Below are 16,857 nucleotides of genomic sequence, written 5' to 3' on the forward strand. Positions count from 1 at the left end.
GCGCCCGGAACGGACGCGTCGCATCCGCTTCGCCCGCGTGCGACGGGCGCATGCCCCCGCCAGTCCCGATGCCCGCACTCGGAACGGATGCGTCGCGTCCGCGGGCGGGTGGGAGCGAGTCAGCGGGCGAACGTCGTGAGCAGGCGCTGCAACGAATCGAGACGGGCCGGAGCGCTCGGGCCCAGCCGACCCTCTGCGACGGCCTCGATGATCGCGCAATCCGGGGCGTCGGGCAGATGCGTGCACCCGCGCGGGCAGTCGGCTGCCGCCTCGGCCAGATCGGTGAACGCGCCGAGCACGTTCGCCGGGTCGACATGACCGAGTCCGAACGACCGCACGCCCGGGGTGTCGATCACCCATCCCGCCCCCGCCGGGCCGCGGTAGCGGTACGAGATCGTCGAACTCGACGTGTGCCGTCCGCGCCCGGTGACGTCGTTGACGTGCCCCGTCGCGCGCATCGCGCTGGGCACGAGGGCATTCACCAGCGTCGACTTGCCCACACCGGAGTGCCCGACGAACACGGTCGAATGCCCGACGAGCGCCACGCCGATCCGATCGACCGGCATCTCCGTCTGAGCGCTCGTGAAGACCTCGAGATCGAGCCCCGCGAAATGACCGAGGAACTCGGACGGATCGGCGAGGTCGGTCTTCGTGACGACGAGAAGCGGGCGGATGCGCGCATCCAACGCCGCGATCAGGTAGCGGTCGACCAGCCGCGCGCGCGGCTCGGGATCCGCAGCCGCGACGACCACCAGCATCTGGTCGGCGTTCGCGACGATGACCCGCTCCACCTGGTCGGTATCGTCGGCGCTGCGCCGCAGGAGCGTCGCCCGCGGCTCGATCCCCACCATCCGCGACAGCGTGCCCTCATCGCCCGACGTGTCTCCGACGACGCGCACCCGGTCTCCGGTGACGATCGGCTGCTTGCGGAGCTCCCGCGCGCGGGTCGCGGTGATCGCCCGCTCATCGGCTTCGTCTTCGTCGATGAGCACCGCGTACCGGCCGCGGTCGACCCCGAGAACGCGCGCGATCCGGGCATCCGCGTGCGCCGGTCGACGCTTCGTCCGCGGGCGGTTCGCCTTCGGGTTCGGTCGCGCCCGGAAGTCGGACTCGTCGAGTTCTTGCTCGTCGTCCTCGTCGTCGTCGCTCAGCCAGCTCACCCGGCGGCGTCCTCGTCGGCGAGCATCCGCCGCCAGAGCTCGGGGAACTCCGGCATCGTCTTCGCCGTCGTCCCGATGTCATCGACGTGGACGTCGGCCACCCGGAGACCGAGCAGTGCACCGGTCGTCGCGAGTCGGTGGTCGTGGTGCGCACGCCACAGCCCGCCGTGCATCGTCCGGGGGATCACCCGGATGCCGTCCGGCAGTTCCTCCGCCTCGCCACCGATCGCGCGCAGGTTGCTCACGAGCGCCGCGATGCGGTCGGTCTCATGTCCCCGGATGTGGCCGATGCCGGTGAAGGTCGAGGGGGCATCAGCCAACGCGGCGAGCCCGACGAGCGTCGGGGTGAGCTCTCCGACGGCCGACAGATCGAGATCGACGCCGTGGATCCGGTCACCCGCGGTGACGGTCAGCGCGCCGTGGCGGCGCACGCACCGCGCGCCGAAGGCGGCGAGAAGCTCGGGCAGCTGCGCGCCGGGCTGCGTCGACGTGCCCGGCCAGCCGAGCACGGAGACCTGGCCGCCCGTCACCAGCGCGGCCGCGAGGAACGGTGACGCGTTCGAAAGGTCGGGTTCGATCGCGACATCCTTCGCGCGGATCGGTCCTGGCGGCACGATCCACTGTCCGGGCGCGGGTCGCTCGACATGCACCCCGCGGTGCGTGAGCGACTCGACGGTCATGTCGATATGCGGAACGCTCGGCAGGCGCTCGCCGCGGTGGATCAACTGCATCCCGACATCGAACCGCGCAGCCGACAGCAGCAGCCCGGAGACGAACTGGCTCGACGCGCTCGCATCGATCGTGACCTCGCCACCGCGCACGTGACCGCGCCCGCGCACGGTGAAGGGCAGAGACCAGCTTCCGCCGTCGTCGATATCGACCCCCACTTCGCGCAGGGCTCGGATCATCTCGCCCATCGGGCGGTGCAGGGCGCTCTCGTGCGCCGTGATCGTCACGTCGCCGGTCGCGAATCCGGCGGCGGGCGTGACGAAGCGCATGACCGTGCCGGCCTGGCCGCAATCCACCGTTCCGCCGCCCGGGATGTGCGCGGGGGGCGTGACCCGGAGGTCGTCGCCGAAAGCGCTCGTCCCCTCCACCGGATCGACGGCGACACCGAGTCCACGGAGCGCTTCGATCATCCGCCGCGAGTCATCCGAGTGCAGCGGGGCGTGCAGCGTGCTCGGCCCGTCGGCGAGGGACGCGAGCACCAACTCGCGGTTCGTGAGGGACTTCGAGCCGGGCACGGCGACCGCCGCTTCGACGGGCGCAGCGGCGACCGGTGCCGCCCAGTGGCCGGCATCCTTCGATTCGGGGGAATAGCCTTTCGCGCTCATCGGTTCCACCCTACTGAACGGCTTGCAGACCGCGTGGGCCTGAGCCGAGAAGGGGGACCGGATGACGAGCGTGCTCGAGCGCCCCCGGAGCGCTACCGCCCCGGCCGTAGACTGGCTGGCGATGGATGACCAGGCACCCCCGGATCCGCGCGCGCAGTTCGAAGAACAGGCGTTGCCCTTCATGGACCAGCTTTACGCCGCGGGCATGCGCATGACGCGCAATCCCGCGGATGCGGCCGACCTCGTGCAAGAGACCTTCATGAAGGCCTACGCGTCGTGGGCGACCTTCACGCAGGGCACGAACCTCAAAGCGTGGCTCTACCGCATCCTCACGAACACGTACATCAACACGTACCGCAAGAAGCAGCGCGAGCCCTACCAGAGCGCCATCGACGACCTCGAGGACTGGCAGCTGGGCGGGGCCGAATCGACCACCGCGACCAGCTCGCGGTCGGCCGAGGCGGAAGCCATCGACCACATGCCGGCGTCCGTCGTGAAGGACGCCCTGCAGTCGATCCCCGAGGACTTCCGGCTGGCGGTGTACCTCGCAGACGTCGAGGGATTCGCCTACCAGGAGATCGCGGACATCATGAAGACACCCATCGGCACGGTCATGAGCCGTCTGCATCGCGGCAGACGGATGCTGCGTGACCTGCTGGCCGATTACGCGAAGGAACGGGGCATCACCCCGTCATCATCCAGGAGTGGGAAATGACCGATTGCGGCTGCGACCAAGCGCGACGCGACCTCGAAGAGTATCTGCGCAACGAGGTCTGCCACACCCAGCACACCGACATCACGGAGCACCTCGAGCACTGCGCCTCCTGCCGCGATGAAGCGCTCGTGGCGAGAACCCTCACCGAGGTTGTTGCGCGGGCATGCCGGGAGACCGCTCCCGAAGAACTGCGCGACACCGTGCTCACGCGCCTGCGTGACGTGCAGGCGACCCACCACTGATCCGCATCCCCTCTCTCGCGATCCTCAGCTGACTCATCGGCTATTGCTCGGTGCGGCGTCCCGGTCGGTGCCCGTCATCGATAAGGTGACGTCGGCGCACTGAGCACGCGGGAGGGCATGTGTCGACTGTCGATTCGTCGGGTGCGACCGGATGGCGCGCGACGCTCCGGATCATTCGGAGCTACCTGACCCGGCATCCGTCCGCGGTCATCATCGCCGGCGCGGTGCTTGTGTCGGCCGTCGTGACCGGCTCTCTCTGGGGCGAAGACGCCACATCCTGGGGCACGGGTCCCACGGCGCTGGCCAGTGGGAACTGGTGGACGCCCATCACGGCGCTGATCGTCCCGGACTCCACGATCGAGACCGTGCTGGCGGTCGTTCTGCTCCTCACCGTCTTCGCCTACGCGGAAACCCTGCTCGGTCACCTGCGGGTCGCCGTGCTCTTCGTGGCGACGGGCCTGGTCAGCGTCGCCGTCGCCACCGGTGTGCACGCGGCGCTCTGGAGCATCGTCGATCTTCGGCCGTGGGAGACGACCGACCCCGTGCTCGACCCATCGATCGGCATCTTCGGGGCGACGATGGCCGCATCCGCGTTCGCCTCGGCGCTGTGGCGACGCAGATTGAGAACCGTCGGCTTCGCGGTGCTCGTGATGTTCGCCTTCTACGCGGGCGACGCCGACTCCTGGTATCGGCTCGTCGCAGGGCTCGTCGGATTCGTCGTGGGCGTTCTCATGGCGGGTCGGCCCCGGTTGGAATGGCACCGCTCGTCCACCCGTGAAATCCGCTCGCTGATGGCCGCCCTCGTCGCCGTCACCGGCCTCGGTCCCGTCGCAGCCGTGATCGCGGGCGGCGGACGCGGCCCGTTCTCCCTCGTCGCCTCGTCGTTCGTGGAGTACGACCAGCACCTCGTCGACCGGTGCGTGGCCGTGTACTCCCGCGGGTGCGATCATCAATTCGCGCTCCTCGTCACCCGCGGTGCGGGCCCCGTGATCCTCGCGCTCGTGCCGCTCGCGCTGCTGATCGTCGCGGCGATCGGGATCCGACGCGGACGCCGCGCCGGGGCGCTGCTGGCGGTCGTCGTGCAGGTTCTGCTGGCCGCGGTCGCGATCTACTCCTGGGCCAGCGGAGAGCTGTCGATCGATTCCTGGGCCGACGGTACCGGGCTCGAGTACGTCCTGTGGGCCGCGGCATCCATCGGCGTGCCACTCGTGACCGCCGGCACCATCATCCTGCTGCGGCGCCGCTTCTCGGTGCGGGCCACTCCCGCCGCCGCGCACACTTTCGTCGTGACCGCCGTTCTGGCGTTCGTCCTCTGCGTCACGGTGTTCATGGGGAGCGAGTGGCTCCTGCGACGCTCGTTCGACGTGGCGCCATCCGTGCTCGACCTGCTCACCGAGGCGCTCCGCCGCTTCATCCCGCCCGCGTTCCTGCAGGGCGTCGGCCAACCTCCGTACCCGCGGCAGGGTCCGGCGCTGTGGGTGTACCAATGGGTCGGCGTCGTGTTCTGGGCGATCATCATCGTGGCGCTGCTCCGCCTCTCGCGGAGCGTGCGCGGTCCCGTGAACGACGACGGACGCCTCTACCGCGACCTGCTGCGCCGGGGCGGCGGCACGCTCGGCTTCCTCGGAACCTGGCGGGGCACGAGCTACTGGTACAGCCCGGATCGGTCATCCGCCGTCGCGTTCCGGCTCGTCGGTGATGTCGCCCTCGCGCTCGGCGACCCGCTGACGCCTCCCGGCGGCGAGGACCGCGCCATCCGCGGATTCATCGATCACTGCACGGATGCGGGCTGGGTTCCGGTGTTCTACAGCATCCACGATGCGCAACTTCCCGTGTTCGACCGGATCGGTTGGCAGTACGTCTCGGTGGGGGAGGAGACCGTCATGGTGGTCTCCGAAGTCACCCTGACCGGCAAGCAGTGGCAGAAGGTACGTCAGCCGATGACCCGGGCGGAGCGCGAGGGCATCACGGCGGTGTGGACCCGTTGGGCCGACCTCACCGCCTCCCAGCGCGCGCAGGTGCGCGAGATCGACGAGCAGTGGGTGGCCGACAAGGCCCTGCCGGAGATGGGATTCACCCTCGGTTCGCTCGATGAGGTGACCGACCCGGACGTGGCGCTGCTGTTGGCCGTGGATGCGGAGGAACGCGTGCAGGTCGTCACGAGCTGGATGCCGTCGTGGCGCGATGGCGCGCTGACCGGATGGACGCTCGACTTCATGCGACGCCGCGCGGACGGACCCAACGGCCTCATGGAGTTCGTCATCGCACGCGCGGCCCAGCGCGCCGCGGCGGACGGCATCGAGGAGGTGAGCCTGTCGGGTGCCCCCATGGCCGTGAAGCCCGACGCCGAGGTCTCCGGCGACCCGACGACGCTCCGCGGGGTCTTGAGCTGGCTGGCGGAAACGCTCGAACCCGCCTACGGCTTCGCCTCGCTGTTCCGGTTCAAGCGGAAGTTCCACCCGCACTACCGCACGATCTGGCTCGCCTACGGGGATCCGGTCGACCTGCCGAAGATCGGCATCGCCATCGGGCGCGCTTATCTTCCCGACGCGACGCCGGCCGACGTGCTGACGCTGCTCCGTTCCGCCCGAGGAGGCGACCGATGACCCGGTGGATGCTGAGCCTCGAGCTGATCGACAGCCCGCTCGTGTGGGTGTTCGCCGCCCTCACCGTCGTCGTCGCGCTCGTCATCGTCGCGGCGCGTCCGCGGCGCGTGCGCCGGCTCCTCATCACGTTCGCGGCGGCGACGGTCGCCGCCTACGCCGCAGCCCATGTGCTGGCGGGGTGGGGGATCTTCGACGGCGCGCTGCCCGTGCATGCCGCCCTGTGGGCGGCGGCGGGCACCGGATTCATCGTGATCGGGTTCTTCGCGCTCTTCCTCCGGCCCTGGTGGCGCCGTGCGCTCGGCATCCTCCTGGTGATTCTGGCCGCCACCACGGCCGGTCTCGGCGTCAACGCGTCGTACGGGCTCACCCACAATCTGGCCGCCATCCTCGGAGTGCAAGCCCTCGACAGCGCCCCGCTGCCGAATGCGGGCGCCGCGTCGACGGACCCATCGACGCTGTACGAGACGTGGACACCGCCGGCCGGAATGCCCGCGCAGGGCCGGGTGAGCGCACTGTCCGGCGACCAGCGGATCCCATCCACCGGCTTCTCGGCACGGGATGCGGCCGTGTATCTTCCGCCCGCGGCGCTCGTGGCCGACCCGCCCCAGCTGCCGCTGATCGTCTTCATGATGGGCCAACCCGGCTCTCCCGACCCGACGGCGCTCGCCGCGGCCCTCGACGCCTTTGCGGCCGCGCACAACGGTCTCGCCCCCATCGCGATCGTGGCCGACCAGCTCGGCTCCGTGAACGCCGACCCGGCGTGCGCCGACTCCAAGACCTACGGAACCGTGTCGACCTACATCAACCAGGATGTGCTCGACTACGCGACCCGGACGCTGAACATCGTGGACGACCCGGCGTACCGGGTCATCGGCGGCTACTCCAACGGTGGGTCCTGCGCTTTCACGTACGGGGCGCAGCATCCGGAACTGTGGGGAAACGTCATGGACATCTCGGGGAACGAGTACCCCGGATCCGAACACATCGACCAGACCATCGCCGACGCGTTCGGCGGCGACAGCGCGGCGTTCACGGCGGCGAAGCCGGCGGCGCAGCTCGCCGCGCACCCCGGTGCGTACGACGGTCACGTGGCGGTCTTCACCCACGGCGACCAGGACGCCACCTTCGGCCCGGGGCAGGTGAGCAACGCGGCGCTGGCGCAGCAAGCGGGATTCACGGTCTACGCCGAGACCATCGCCGGGGAGGGGCACGTCGGTGCGGCGCTCTCCAAGGGGCTCACCTCGGCGATCGAGGCGCTCGGCCCCCGGCTCGGACTCGCCGCCCCGACCGGCTGAGACGGAAACGACGATGCCCCGGAGGCCGCAGCATCCGGGGCATCGTCATTCCGCGGTGATCAGAGGGTCAGCGCCTTCGCGAGCAGGGCCGCCTGCTCGATCTGGTGGACCTTCGCCGACCCGGCCGCCGGGGATGCGGATGCAGCACGCGAGAGCACGCGCATCGAGGGGCGGTGGAGGTGCGGCACGACCTCGAGCGCGATGAAGGGCCATGCGCCCTGGTTCTCGGGCTCTTCCTGGACCCACACCAGTTCGGCGTTCGGGTAGCTGTCGATGATCGCGTTCAACTCCTCGATCGGAGCGGGGTAATACTGCTCCACCCGAACGAGCGCGATCTCCGGCTTCGGGTTCTTCTCGAGGTCGGCGCGGAGGTCCCAGTGCACCTTGCCCGCGTGCAGCAGAACCCGCGTGACCGCGTTCTTGTCGAGTCCGCGATTGTCATCGAGCACCGGTTCGAAGCGGCCCTGCGTGAAGTCCTCGACTGGGCTCGTCGCGTCCCGCAGCCGCAGCATCGCCTTGGGTGTGAAGACGACGAGGGGCTTCCGGGGCTTCGAATACGCCTGCCGACGCAGCAGGTGGAAGTACGACGCGGGCGTCGACGGACGCGCGACGACCATGTTGTCTTGCGCGCACATCTGCAGGAAGCGCTCGATGCGCGCGGACGAGTGGTCGGGACCGGCGCCCTCGTAGCCGTGCGGCAGGAGGAGCACGACCGACGACTGCTGGCCCCACTTCTGATCGGCCGACGTCAGGTAGGTGTCGATCACGGTCTGCGCGCCGTTGGCGAAGTCACCGAACTGGGCCTCCCACAGCACGAGCGCGTCGGGCCGTTCGACCGAGTAGCCGTACTCGAAGCCGACGGCCGCATACTCGCTCAGCAGCGAGTCGTATACGAAGAACCGGCCCTGGTTGTCCGCGATGTTCACGAGCGGCAGCCACTCCTGGCCGTTGGCGCGGTCGTGCAGCACGGCGTGACGCTGCACGAATGTGCCGCGACGGGAATCCTGTCCGGCGAGGCGCACCGGCGTGCCCTCGAGAACGAGCGAACCGAACGCGAGCAACTCACCGAACGCCCAGTCGATTCCGCCCGAACGGCTCATCGTGTGGCGCTTGTCGAGCAGCTGCTGCAGCTTGGCGTGCACCGTGAAGCCGTCGGGCTTGTTGATGAACGCGTCGCCGATCAGGTGCACGACCTCCGTCGACACGCCCGTGGATTCGGGCTCTCCGACGGCGGGTTCCGGCTCGACGGTGTCGCTCACGACCTGGTGCGTACCGGTCTCGGCGGCGTGCGTCTCCGCGAAAGCCACCTCGAGACGGTCCTGGAAGTCGCGCTTCGCCTGCTCGTATTCCTCTTCGGTAATATCACCGCGGCCGACGAGCGCCTCGGTGTACAGGCGGCGCACGGAACGCTTCGCCTCCACGAGGTTCGTCATGAGGGGCTGGGTCATCGACGGGTCGTCGCCCTCGTTGTGACCGCGGCGGCGGTAGCAGACGAGGTCGACCACGATGTCGCGGTGGAACTCCTGGCGGTAACGGAATGCGAGCTCCGCCGCACGAACCACAGCCTCGGGGTCGTCGCCGTTCACGTGCAGAATCGGTGCCTGGATGGTCTTGGCCACATCCGTCGCGTACACCGACGAGCGACCGTCGATCGGCAGGGTGGTGAAGCCCAGCTGGTTGTTGATGACGACGTGGATCGTGCCACCCGTGCGGTAACCGCGCAGCTGCGACATCTGGAGCGTCTCGACGACGATTCCCTGGCCGGCGAACGCGGCGTCGCCGTGGACGAGGATCGGCAGCCACGAGAACGTGCCGATCGGCTTGCGGTCCTGCTTCGCGCGGACGATTCCCTCGAGCACGCCGTCGACGGTCTCCAGGTGCGACGGGTTCGCGGCCAGCACGACCGGCAGCTCCTCGTCACGGTCGGAGATGAAGGTGCCCTCGGTGCCGAGGTGGTACTTCACATCGCCCGAGCCGCGCTTGTTGCCCGGCAGGCTCGTGCCCTCGAACTCGCGGAACACCTGGCCGTACGTCTTGCCGGCGATGTTCGTCAGCACGTTCAGGCGACCGCGGTGGGCCATTCCGATGGCCGCGCCGTCGAGTCCGGCGGTGGCGGCCCCCTGCAGGATCTCGTCGAGGAGCGGGATGACGGACTCGCCGCCCTCGAGGCTGAAGCGCTTCTGACCGACGTACTTGGTCTGCAGGAAGGTCTCGAACGCCTCGGCCTCGTTCAGCTTCGACAGGATGCGCAGCTGCTCGTCGTGACCGGGCTTCTGGTACTTGACCTCGACGTTGTCCTGGAACCACTTGCGCTGCACCGGATCTTGAATGTGCATGTACTCGATGCCGGTCGTGCGGCAGTACGAGTCGCGCAGAACGCCCAGGATGTCGCGGAGCTTCATCAGCCGCTTGCCGCCGAAGCCGCCGACGACGAACTCGCGATCGAGGTCCCAGAACGTCAGGCCGTGGTTCTCGATCTCGAGGTCGGGGTGCGTGCGCTGCATGTACTCGAGCGGGTCGATGTCGGCCATCAGGTGGCCGCGCACGCGGAACGAGTTGATGAGCTCCTGCACGCGCGCGCCCTTGTCGACGCGCTCGGCGAGGTCGACGTTGATGTCGCGCGCCCAGTGGATGGGCGCGTACGGGATGCGGAGGTCGGCGAAGATGTCTTCGTAGAACCCGCGCTGCCCGATCAGCAGCTCGTGCACCTTCTTGAGGAACTCGCCCGAACCGGCGCCCTGGATGACGCGGTGGTCGTAGGTGCTGGTGAGCGTGATCGTCTTGCCGATGCCGAGCTCGGTGAGCGTCTTGTCGCTCGAACCCTGGAACTCGGCGGGGTACTCGAGGGCACCCGCGCCGACGATGCATCCCTGCCCCTTCATCAGACGGGGCACCGAGTGCACCGTTCCGATTCCGCCGGGGTTCGTCAGCGAGAGCGTCGTGCCCTGGAAGTCGGCGGCCGTGAGCTTGTTGGCGCGTGCGCGCTTGACGAGATCCTCGTAGGAGGTGAGGAAGTCGTGGAACGTCAGGGACTCGGCGCGCTTGATGCTGGGCACCATGAGCGAGCGGGTGCCATCGGGCTTGGGCAGGTCGATCGCGATGCCGAGGTTGATGTGCGCGGGCGCCACGACCGACGGCTTGCCGTCGACCTCGGCGTAGAACACGTTCTGGCTCGGGAACTCCTTGAGCGCCTGGATCAGCGCCCAGCCGATCAGGTGCGTGAAGCTCACCTTGCCGCCGCGGGTGCGGGCCATGTGGTTGTTGATGACGATGCGGTTGTCGATCATCAGCTTCGCCGGCACGGTGCGGACGCTGGTCGCGGTCGGGACCGTCAGCGACTGGTCCATGTTCGCCGCGAGGGTCTTGGTCATGCCGCGCAGAGGCGTGACCGTGTCTTCTTCGACGGCGGCCGTCGGGTTCGAGGGCTGCGCGCTCGGCGCCTGCGCGGGAATCGGCTGCCGCGCGGCCGGCTTCGCCGTCGTGCGCGCCACCGGCTGAGCCCCGATCACCGGGATCGGCGCCGTGATCGGATGAGGTTCCGTGCCGGTCGGCGCGGGCGCCGCGCTGGGTGTCAGCGGAGCGGCGGCCTCTGCCGTGAGATCCGCCGGGGTGTAGGCCTCGAGAACCGGCCACCATGACTTGTCGACAGAGTTCCTGTCGACCTTGAACTGCTCGTAGAGCTCTTCGACGAGCCATTCGTTGGCCCCGAACTCTCCCTCGTTCGATACTCCGACGCCTGTCACCTGGCTCGACACTCTCGATCGCCCGCTTTCGTGAGATTCAGTGGTCGTGCGGGGCCACCGTCGGCCCACACGCACGCTTACCCAGGGTAGCCCAGTCTGGCCGCGCCGAGTCCGGCGACCCGCATCCGTGGTATCACCTCCGCCGCCGGTCCGCGGCCGGGGCGAGAGGTCTAACGTTGGGATACATGGAGTTCTACGGCGACGACCCCGAACTGGACCTGACCTACTCGGACGTGTTCCTCATTCCGCGGCGATCCGCCGTCACCAGCAGGCTCGACGTCGACCTCTCGCCCGGAGACGGCACGACGGCGCGCATCCCGCTCGTATCGGCGAACATGAACTCGGTCACCGGCCCGCGGCTCGCGGCGACCCTCGCCCGACGCGGCGGACTCGGCGTGCTGCCCCAGGACATGCCCCTGCAGGAGCTCGATGCTGCCATCCGGTGGGTCAAGCGGCAGCCGGTGCGCTGGGACACGCCTCTGGTGCTGCCCCCGCAGACGACCGTCAGCGACGCGTCCCGGATGCTGCCCGCCACCCCCGGGCACGGGATCGTCGTCGCCGACGCTCCCGCTGAGGGGCTCTCGATCGACGACATCGCCGGGGTGGTGCCCGCCTCCCGGCTCGCCACCGCGCTGCCGGATGCGACCCTCGGCGATCTCGTTCGCGGCCGCCCCGTCGCGATCGACGCGGACGACGTCGCGGACGCGCGCGCCGCGTTCGATCTGCTCGTCGCGGCGGATGCGGAAACCGTGTGCGTGCTGCACCACGGGCACCTCGTCGGCACGCTCTCGCAGCGGAGCGCCCTGCGCTCGACGCTGTACCGACCCGCCGTCGACGCGAACGGTCGACTGATCGTGGCCGCCGCCATCGGCATCAACGGCGACGTTGCCAGCAAGGCGCGCGCGCTCGCGGCCGCCGGAGTCGACGTGCTCGTGCTCGACACCGCGCACGGCCACCAGGAGGGGATGCTGCACGCCCTCCGGGCCGTGTCGGCGCTCCAGCTCGGACTCCCCATCGCCGCTGGCAACATCGTGACCGGTGACGGCGTCCGCGATCTCGTCGACGCCGGCGCCTCGATCCTGAAGGTCGGCGTGGGGCCGGGCGCGATGTGCACGACGCGGATGATGACCGCGGTCGGGCGCCCCCAGTTCTCCGCGGTCCTCGAGACGGCCGCGGCGGCGCGCGAGTTCGGCGCGCACGTGTGGGCGGACGGCGGAGTGCGCTACCCCCGCGACGTCGCGCTGGCGCTGGCCGCGGGCGCCGCATCCGTCATGGTCGGCTCGTGGTTCGCCGGCACGATCGAGGCGCCCGGCGAGCTTTTCGCGGATGCCCAGGGCCGGGTCTACAAGGAATCGTGGGGGATGGCGTCCACGAAGGCCGTGCAGGCGCGGTTCGGCCGGCTCGACGCCTACGAGCGCGCTCGGAAGGAGCTGTTCGCCGAGGGGATCTCGTCGTCGAAGATCTACCTCGATCCGCTGCGCCCGGGCCTCGAGGATCTGCTCGACATGATCACCTCCGGCGTGCGCTCGTCGTTCACCTACGCCGGCGCGTCGACGGTCGCCGAGTTCCACGACCGCGCCCTCGTCGGCCTGCAGTCCGCATCCGGCTACGAAGAGGGCAAGGCGCTCCCCGTCAGCTGGTGACCCGCGCGGCGCGGCGCCCCGCGCTGAGCCCGTCCGCCGGTCGCGGTTCGCCCGTGCTGAATCGCTCTGCGCGCTACTTTCCTGCACTCGCGCCTCCGATCTGTGGCGCGACAGCAGGAAAGTAGCGCGCCGACCAGGGGGCACCCGTGGCGGGGGACCCGAGCGGCGCGTGCTCGTGCCCGAAGGGAGCGTCGGGCGGGCGATCCTGTCCTCCACGGGGGGATGCGGACCCGGATTTGTCCACGGATGGGGCGCAGAGCCCGCGGAAGGGGCGATCACGAGGCCAGCCTGACTCCATGCAACCGCCCGCGCCGCCCGACATCGAGGTCTATCGCCGCAAAGATCGCGACGGGATGCCGGTCAATGATCGGCGGCTCCGCGCGCACGTGGAGGCGGGCCTCGTCCACCGGGTGTACCCCGGATCGTTCGTCTCCGCCGACGCATGGAACGGGCTTCGCGCACGCGAGCGTCACCACATCCTGGTCATAGAGGCGGCGGAGCACGCTCGTGGACCGCTCGTGATCACCCACGACTCGGCTGCGGCGGTCTGGGGGATGGAACGGCTGGGCACCTGGCCGGAGCGCGTGGACACCCGGATCGACCGCCGGACGGGAGGCCGCTCGACCGGCCTCATTCGCCGAAGAGCGTGGGGGACGAACGGCATCGACCTCGTGCCGTGGGGGTCGCACTGGATCACCTCGCCCGCGCAGACCGCGCTCGATCTCGCGGCGGACTCCTCGTTCACCTCGGGCGTCGTGGCGCTCGACCAAGCGCTGTGGGGCCGCCGCGAAGGAGATCCGCTCGTGCAGGTGCCCGATCTGCGAGCGGCGGCGGAGCACGCCGACGTCGGACGCGGCGTCGCCCGAATGCGGATGGCGCTGGAGTTCGTCACCCCGATGTCGGATTCGGTCCGCGAGTCACAGAGCCGGGTGGCGATCCACCGCCTCGGCTTCCCCGCGCCGATTCTGCAGCAGCGGTTCTTGTTGGGCGGGGGACGGGTCGCCTACACGGACTTCTTCTTCGAGGCGCACGCGCACGTGGGCGAGTTCGACGGCGTCGGCAAGTACGTCGATGCCGCGCTTCTGCGGGGCCGCACACCTCAACAGGCGTTGCTCGCGGAGAAGGATCGCGAAGACGCGCTGCGCCGCCGCATCCGCGGTCTATCGCGATGGCGGACGCCCGAGCTGCAGGACGTCCGGCTTCTCTACGACATCCTCTCCGGCGCGGGCTTGCCGACGTCGTCGCCGCGGCCCCGCTCCCGACTGCAATTCGTCTGACTCGTTCGGTGCTCGCTCGTCCCCGCGTCACATTTGCCCTCTCGCTGTTCATCGCGCGCCATCTTCCTGCTCCCGCGCCACAGATCGGAGGCGCGCGAGCAGGAAACTAGCGCGCCGGGCAGCGGAGTAGCACGGCTGGCGGAGCGGATGCGGAACGGCGGGGCGGTAGAGCGTGCGGGGTGATGCGGAGCGGCGGGACGGATGCGGGGGAGCCCGGGTCCGGAGGGTGCAGTCTTCGGTAAAGTGGTCCGCACGATGGACGACCCTCCCAGTTGCAGACCCTCGCCCCACCGACCCCCCTCCCGCACGGGAGGTGATGCGTGATGGATTACGTCATGTTGGGCGTGGGGCTCCTGCTCACCGTGGGTACGGGCTTGTTCGTTGCGAGCGAGTTCGCCCTCGTCAATCTTGATCGCGCCGACCTCGAGTCGCGGCGCGACGCCGGCGAGACCCGGCTGGCGATGACGATCGGCGCGTTGCGGATGACGTCGACGCACCTCTCGAGCGCGCAGCTCGGCATCACCCTGACCACGCTGCTCACCGGTTACACGATGGAACCGGCGATCTCGAACCTGTTGCGCCCGGTGCTCAGCGGATGGGGGATCGCGGAGGGCATCGTCGTCGGCGTCTCCTCGGTGATCGGCATAACGATCGCGACGGTGTTCTCGATGATCATCGGCGAGCTCGTCCCCAAGAACTTCGCGCTCGCGATCCCGCGGCAGACGGCGATTCTGGTCATGCCCTTCCAAGTCGCGTTCACCACGGTCTTCCGCCCGGCGGTGGCTCTGCTCAACGGCAGCGCGAACGGCATCCTGCGCTCCGTCGGCATCGAGCCGAAAGAAGAACTGTCCGGCGCCCGCACCGCCGAAGAACTCTCGAGCCTCGTCCGCCGTTCCGCGAGCGCGGGCGTGCTCGAGAAGGACACCGCGTCGCTTCTCGACCGCACCCTGACATTCGCTCGACTGAGCGCCGACGACGTGATGACGCCGCGTCCGCGCGTTCACGCCGTCGCCGCATCCGATTCCGCGGATGACGTCATCCAGCTGGCGCGCTCGACGGGACACAGCCGCTTCCCGGTCTACGACGAATCCATGGACGACATCGTCGGCATCGTGCACCTCAAGGCCGCCGTCGCCGTGCCCCGCGATCGGCGCGGAGACGTGCCCGCCGCGGCCCTCGCGAGCGAGGCGCTGCGCGTTCCCGAGACCGTCCACCTCGACGTGCTCGTCGCGGAGCTCCGCGCCCGCGGCTATCAGATGGCCATCGTCGTCGACGAGTACGGCGGCACCGCCGGCGTCGTCACGCTGGAGGACCTGGTCGAGGAGATCGTCGGCGAGGTGCTCGATGAGCACGACCGGCGGCGTGCGGAGATCGTCCGCGGTGCCGATTCGGTGACGTTCTCGGCCGCGCTCCGTCCCGACGAACTGAGCGACCGCGCCGGCGTCCGCGTGCCCGAGGGCGACGTCTACGACACGGTCGGCGGATTCTTGATGAGCGAACTGGAACGGATCCCCCGAGTGGGCGACGAAGTGGAGATCGAGGACGGCACGCTGGCGGTGGCCCGCATGGACGGACGACGCGTCGACCGGGTGAAGTTCACCCCGCGATCGATGCCCGGTGACACACCCGACCACGTCGCACGTGAGGCCCGAGGGGGTGAGTCCCGATGAGCGATTGGGTGGGAATCGTCTGGCTCGTGGTGCTGCTCGTCTTCAACGCCTTCTTCGTCGGCGCCGAGTTCGCGGTCATCTCCGCGCGCCGATCGCAGATCGAACCCCTCGCCGAGAAGGGATCGCGCGCGGCGAAGACGGCGCTGTGGGCGATGGAGCACGCCACGCTCATGCTGGCCACGTGCCAGCTCGGCATCACGATCTGCTCGCTGCTGATCCTGAACGTCTCCGAGCCCGCCATCCACCATCTGCTCGCGGTTCCGCTCGAGCTGACCGGATGGAGCGAGGGGGTCGTCGACATCGTCGCCTTCGCCTTCGCGCTGGTGCTCGTGTCGTACCTGCACGTGGTGTTCGGAGAGATGGTGCCGAAGAACCTCGCGTTCTCGGTGCCGGATCGCGCGGTGCTGATGCTGGCGCCGCCGCTCGTGTGGGTCTCGAAGGTGTTCCGCCCGATCATCGTCTCGCTCAACTGGACCGCGAATCACATCGTGCGCCTGTTCCGGGTGGAGCCGAAGGATGAGGCGGCCTCGACCTTCACGCTCGAGGAGGTCGCGACGATCGTCAACCAGTCGCGGATCGAGGGCGTGCTCGATGATTCCGCGGGCGCCGTTGCGGCGGTCGTGGAGTTCACCGACAAGAAGGCGAAGGATGCGGCCGTGCCGCTCGCCGAGCTCGTCACCCTGCCGCAGCACACCACGGCGGCGGAGATCGAACGCGCCGTCGCCCGCCACGGGTTCTCGCGCTACGTGATCGTGGACGACGCGGGCGTGCCCGTCGGATACGTGCACCTGAAGGACGTGCTGCGGGTGACCGAGGACCCGGCGGACCCGCGCCCGGACCGGGTGATCCCCGCCAAGCGGATCCATCAGATGGTGCCGCTGCAGGAGACGACCGATCTGGAGGACGCGCTGGCGCTCATGCGCCGCGCCGGCCGCCACCTCGCGCAGGTGCGGGACGCCACCGGGCGCACGACCGCGGTGCTGTTCCTCGAGGACATCATCGAGGAACTGATCGGAGAGGTGCAGGACGCGACCCGCCGCGCCCGCTGAGCAGCATCCGTCTCCCGCCTTTCGACCGCGAGACGGGATCGGGGCGCCGAGACAGCGGGGTTACCCCACTGTCTCGGCGCGAAGATCCCGTCTCGCGGACCCGACCGGGCCCGACCGGACCGG

11 protein-coding genes are annotated in these 16,857 nt (G+C 69.6%); 8 read left to right on the forward strand and 3 right to left on the reverse strand.

Features of this window, described 5'->3' with window-relative positions; all coding sequences use genetic code 11:
- Positions 1–119: 119 nt before the first annotated feature.
- Together rsgA and aroA are read right to left on the reverse strand one after the other, a co-directional pair.
- On the reverse strand, positions 120–1,160 hold the full coding sequence (gene rsgA / locus LQ938_RS04420) for a ribosome small subunit-dependent GTPase A (protein ID WP_223723542.1): 1,041 nt from the start codon (positions 1,158–1,160) through the stop codon (positions 120–122).
- Complete coding sequence (gene aroA / locus LQ938_RS04425) at positions 1,157–2,494, reverse strand: 3-phosphoshikimate 1-carboxyvinyltransferase (protein WP_223723541.1); 1,338 nt, start codon at positions 2,492–2,494, stop codon at positions 1,157–1,159. The genes rsgA and aroA overlap by 4 nt, the downstream gene beginning before the upstream one ends.
- 61 nt (positions 2,495–2,555) lie before the next feature.
- Between aroA and LQ938_RS04430 the strand changes: the two genes are divergently transcribed.
- The 4 genes from LQ938_RS04430 (at position 2,556) to LQ938_RS04445 (ending at position 7,352) form a co-directional block, all read left to right on the forward strand.
- Entirely contained in the window at positions 2,556–3,209 is a 654-nt protein-coding gene (locus tag LQ938_RS04430; RefSeq protein ID WP_374197496.1) for a sigma-70 family RNA polymerase sigma factor, read from the forward strand.
- Positions 3,206–3,451 (forward strand): zf-HC2 domain-containing protein, encoded by a 246-nt coding sequence (locus LQ938_RS04435; RefSeq protein ID WP_223723540.1) that lies wholly within the window; start codon positions 3,206–3,208, stop codon positions 3,449–3,451. The genes LQ938_RS04430 and LQ938_RS04435 overlap by 4 nt, the downstream gene beginning before the upstream one ends.
- Positions 3,452–3,570: 119 nt before the next feature.
- Positions 3,571–6,057: a bifunctional lysylphosphatidylglycerol flippase/synthetase MprF gene (locus LQ938_RS04440; RefSeq protein ID WP_223723539.1), complete on the forward strand. Its 2,487-nt coding sequence runs from the start codon at positions 3,571–3,573 to the stop codon at positions 6,055–6,057.
- Positions 6,054–7,352, forward strand: coding sequence for an alpha/beta hydrolase-fold protein (locus LQ938_RS04445; protein ID WP_223723538.1), 1,299 nt, complete (start codon positions 6,054–6,056; stop codon positions 7,350–7,352). The genes LQ938_RS04440 and LQ938_RS04445 overlap by 4 nt, the downstream gene beginning before the upstream one ends.
- A 59-nt stretch (positions 7,353–7,411) precedes the next feature.
- Here the strand turns inward: LQ938_RS04445 and LQ938_RS04450 are convergent, their stop codons facing one another.
- Positions 7,412–11,107 (reverse strand): multifunctional oxoglutarate decarboxylase/oxoglutarate dehydrogenase thiamine pyrophosphate-binding subunit/dihydrolipoyllysine-residue succinyltransferase subunit, encoded by a 3,696-nt coding sequence (locus LQ938_RS04450; RefSeq protein WP_223723537.1) that lies wholly within the window; start codon positions 11,105–11,107, stop codon positions 7,412–7,414.
- Positions 11,108–11,280: 173 nt separating this feature from the next.
- Here LQ938_RS04450 and LQ938_RS04455 point away from each other — a divergent pair, with 173 nt between their 5' ends.
- The 4 genes from LQ938_RS04455 (at position 11,281) to LQ938_RS04470 (ending at position 16,734) form a co-directional block, all read left to right on the forward strand.
- On the forward strand, positions 11,281–12,738 hold the full coding sequence (locus LQ938_RS04455) for a GuaB1 family IMP dehydrogenase-related protein (RefSeq protein ID WP_223723536.1): 1,458 nt from the start codon (positions 11,281–11,283) through the stop codon (positions 12,736–12,738).
- Positions 12,739–13,034: 296 nt separating this feature from the next.
- Positions 13,035–14,015 (forward strand): hypothetical protein, encoded by a 981-nt coding sequence (locus LQ938_RS04460; RefSeq protein WP_223723535.1) that lies wholly within the window; start codon positions 13,035–13,037, stop codon positions 14,013–14,015.
- A gap of 323 nt (positions 14,016–14,338) precedes the next feature.
- Positions 14,339–15,685, forward strand: coding sequence for a hemolysin family protein (locus LQ938_RS04465; RefSeq protein WP_223723534.1), 1,347 nt, complete (start codon positions 14,339–14,341; stop codon positions 15,683–15,685).
- A complete protein-coding gene (locus tag LQ938_RS04470; RefSeq protein ID WP_223723533.1) occupies positions 15,682–16,734 on the forward strand; it encodes a hemolysin family protein in 1,053 nt (350 codons plus the stop codon). Before LQ938_RS04465 ends, LQ938_RS04470 begins: the two co-directional genes overlap by 4 nt.
- Positions 16,735–16,857: the final 123 nt, after the last annotated feature.

It is taken from the genome of Microbacterium sp. cx-55, from assembly GCF_021117345.1.
Lineage (GTDB): Bacteria > Actinomycetota > Actinomycetes > Actinomycetales > Microbacteriaceae > Microbacterium.